Consider the following 2,947-nt stretch of genomic DNA (forward strand, 5'->3'; position numbering starts at 1 on the left):
TAAAAGATGAGATCCTCACGCGGGAAAGCACCGCTCAGGATGACGTCTTTTTTAAAATCTTTGGAAGGGGCTTGATTTATCAAGCTTATAGATGAATTTTTAGAATTGAGGAAGGGAAGATGAATACAAAAAAAGGGAGGTTATTTGACCTCCCTTTTTTTTTGGTTATAAAATTTATTCCTGAAAATGAAATTAAGCGTTGTGCCAATAGGTATCAAAACCCAGATATTTATCAAAAGCTTCATACAAAATGTTAGCAGAATGAGCTAGGTTGATGGCGGCATGATGCTCAAAGCCGTTTTCACAGAGAAACGCCAAGAGGTCTTGCAGATCTTCGATTTCGACAACACCAATTCCTCCAAAGGTGGGGAACTTGTCAGCGGTAATGTTTCCTTCGGCAAGGTAACCAGTAATGGAACCGGTGATATCATCAGTAGCAAGGCGGGCAATGGTAACTGGCCCAGACGGAATAGTACCATAGCAGGTTCCATAGGCTTGCTCTTTTGATACTGCAGAAGTGGAGATTATATCACCGAATCCCATGCGAAAATCTTCTAAGCAGGATTTAGGATAATTACTGCAGTGGAATAGAATGGCTTTGTCGGGGTCATCATCAACATTATTATTCCAGTCAACCAAGGCTGATGGCTTTTGAGAAGCAAGTTGAAGAGCATACATTGCCAGTCCTCCAGTTAAATCGACTTCACAGGCGGCTGGAATCAAATTATCGCTGAACATGCTCATCACCGCACAAGGCATGATTCCAAAATTTTCTTGGATAGAGGACCAGCATTGAAAAGCAAAAAGTTTTACACCGGTTTCTTTGATCCATTCGTTTACGACTAACCAAAGCTTAGCCATTTTGACCAGTGGAGCATCAGGAATTCCTGAAGTGTTGATGTAATTGTGGATGTCTTTTACTTTGTTAGCCACTTTTTTATCGGAATCTTTAAGTTTCTCAACTCGAGCTAAAACTTCTGAAAGGTCGATAACTTCAACCGAAATGCCAGAACTCTCAAGTATTTTTTCTGAATAGCGAACAGTATTAAAAGCGTTTGGCCGAGCTCCTATGGCACCTGCTTTTAAATTCTTGAAACCACTAACTATTCTCGATACCCCAGCAAAAGCGGCAATATCTTCTTTAAAAATTACCGAATCCGGACTCTCAGTGTGCTCGCTGGTAAGGGTAAAAGGAATATCGTACTGTCTTAAATTATTGCAGATTGATAACTTTCCGCAGAAACTGTCTCGACGGCTTTTGACATCAAGAGCTGAGGTTTTGTCGGGGAAAGCATGGATTAATACCGGAACATTCAATCCAGAATGACGAATAGCGTCGGCAATGGCCTTTTCTTCACCGAAATTTGGTAGGGTAACGACAATACCCGATATTTTTTTCCGGTTTTCATCAAAGAGAGCAGCGCATTTCTGGGCATCTTCCCAGGTTTGAACCGCACCATGCTTGGTATCTTCGGGTGAAAGGACAACAACATCATAACCCCATTTTTTAAGCTGAGATAGGATGATTTCCCGGCCTTCTTTGACTAACCATTCAGGAAAAAATCCTCGGCTTCCAACGACTAGCCCTAATGTTTGCTTCATACTATAAACCCCCTTTTTACATTATAATAATGATTGTGATTAATTTTTAATATTATTATCATTAATACTATCACATTTTTCTATATAGTCATGATGGGAGGTTGGTTTTTTATGTTTAAATTGAGGCTTTTTTTGATTATCATCTTATTTATTTTCCTTATAGTGGGCTTTTCTTCGGCAAAAGAAAAAATTAATATTCAAGGTTCAACAACCGTACTCCCCATTATACAAATTATGGCTGAGGAGTTTATGAATGATTACCCGGAATATGAAGTTACTATCAGTGGTGGAGGATCGGGAGTAGGAATTGCAGCACTTATTGATCAAATTGCTGATATTGCCATGTCCTCTCGGGAAATAAAAGAAAATGAATTGCAAAAAGCCCGCGAAAAGGGTTTAGATGTCCAAGAATATACCATTGCATATGATGCTATCGCCGTCATTGTTCATGCAAAGAACGACCCTATTGACCGGCTGGATAGCAAAACAATTAAAAAAATTTACACCGGTTTTGTTCATAATTGGAAGGATTTGGGAGGGTATGATCGACCTTTAGTAGCCATCTCCCGGGATACCAATTCCGGGACTTTTGAAATCTTCAACGATCATATTTTAGAGGACGAGGAAATGGCACCTCAAGTTTTAAGATTAACTTCGAATCGGCCTATACTTGATGAAGTGTCCAGGAATTTAAATGCTATCGGTTACGTTGGTTTTGGTTATCTTACTCCCCAGGTAAAAGTTTTAGCTTTGGATGATGTTGAACCAACCCAGGAAAATGTTATTCGTGGGAACTATCCTTTGAGCAGAGAGCTTTTCCTTTACACTGCAACCGTTCCCGACGAGCTCTCTCTAAAATTTATTAATTATGTTTTTAGTGATAAAGGGCAGAGGATTGTCAAAGAAGAAGGCTTTATTCCTATACAATAGGAACCTAATTAATTATAACTATGAAAAAGAATACATCCTAAGATAGAATTTATAGATTCAGATGAGAATGAATATTCTACTCTTTTATCCTATCTCTCTTCCATGGTGGGGTGAAGGAAAATGTTTGAAATGCTTAGAGAATTCCTTCTCTTTTGATTGGAATAGGCTAGGGGTTTTGTGATTTTTAACTCAATACCGATTACTGACTGCAAGAATAAATGATATGGAGCGTGTTTTGTCAACGTGATAGCTAGTTTAAATTTTCTTTCTATCATTATTACTCTTTTTTTTGTCTCTTTCATTATCGGTTTTTTTATTTATGAACTGGTTAAAAAAAGAAGAGAAGCATTACAGGTTTTACAAAACAAATTGGGGTTGGGAAAAAACTACCAAAATTACCAAGACCTAACTTTGG

At 38.3% G+C, this 2,947-nt stretch carries 2 protein-coding genes; one reads left to right on the forward strand and one right to left on the reverse strand.

Annotated features, from left to right (window positions below):
- Window positions 1-192: 192 nt before the first annotated feature.
- Window positions 193-1,602, reverse strand: coding sequence for an L-fucose/L-arabinose isomerase family protein (locus tag PLK24_RS06235; protein ID WP_324477357.1), 1,410 nt, complete (start codon window positions 1,600-1,602; stop codon window positions 193-195).
- Between the two features lie 111 nt (window positions 1,603-1,713).
- On the opposite strand from PLK24_RS06235, the gene PLK24_RS06240 reads away from it, so the two are divergent.
- A complete protein-coding gene (locus PLK24_RS06240) occupies window positions 1,714-2,532 on the forward strand; it encodes a PstS family phosphate ABC transporter substrate-binding protein (protein ID WP_324477358.1) in 819 nt (272 codons plus the stop codon).
- The last annotated feature ends 415 nt before the right edge of the window (window positions 2,533-2,947 follow it).

Origin of the sequence: Atribacter sp. (genome assembly GCF_035418125.1) — a bacterium.
GTDB lineage: Bacteria > Atribacterota > Atribacteria > Atribacterales > Atribacteraceae > Atribacter > Atribacter allofermentans.